Below are 386 nucleotides of genomic sequence, written 5' to 3'. Positions count from 1 at the left end.
GTCCGCCACCTCGCGGTGGCGGGGGGTGAGGGCGTCCTCGGCGGCCAGGTCGGGGCGGGCCACCTCGGTCAGCGTGGGGTCCGCGGTCAGCGGGGCCTGCGGACGGTCGGCGGCCGGCACCGTCTCCAGCTGCCCGAGCTCCTCGTGCGTCAGGCCGTGGCCCACCGGGGTGTGCGGGCCGTACTCCCCGGGCGGCCCGTCCTGGTCGAGCACCGCCAGCCCCCGCCGGGCGCCGAGCAGGCGGGCCCCGGCGTGCAGGATCTCGCGCAGCGCGTCGCGGACGGTGCCGGTGCGGACCAGGCAGCGGGTGAGGTCGTGCAGCGAGGCGAGGTCGGCGATGCGGCCGGCCAGCCGGTCCTCGAGGAGGGTGCGCGGCTCCGTGCAGT

The 386-nt window shown here is 79.3% G+C and carries 1 pseudogene; it reads right to left on the bottom strand.

The features are described 5' to 3' along the window. Nucleotides 1–321 (bottom strand): annotated as a pseudogene (locus ACOV8S_RS25365) (phosphatase); the annotation flags it as partial. Nucleotides 322–386: the final 65 nt, after the last annotated feature.

The sequence above is a fragment of the Streptomyces sp. CO7 genome (genome assembly GCF_053474865.1).
This window is presented reverse-complemented; position numbering and strand designations above follow the sequence as displayed.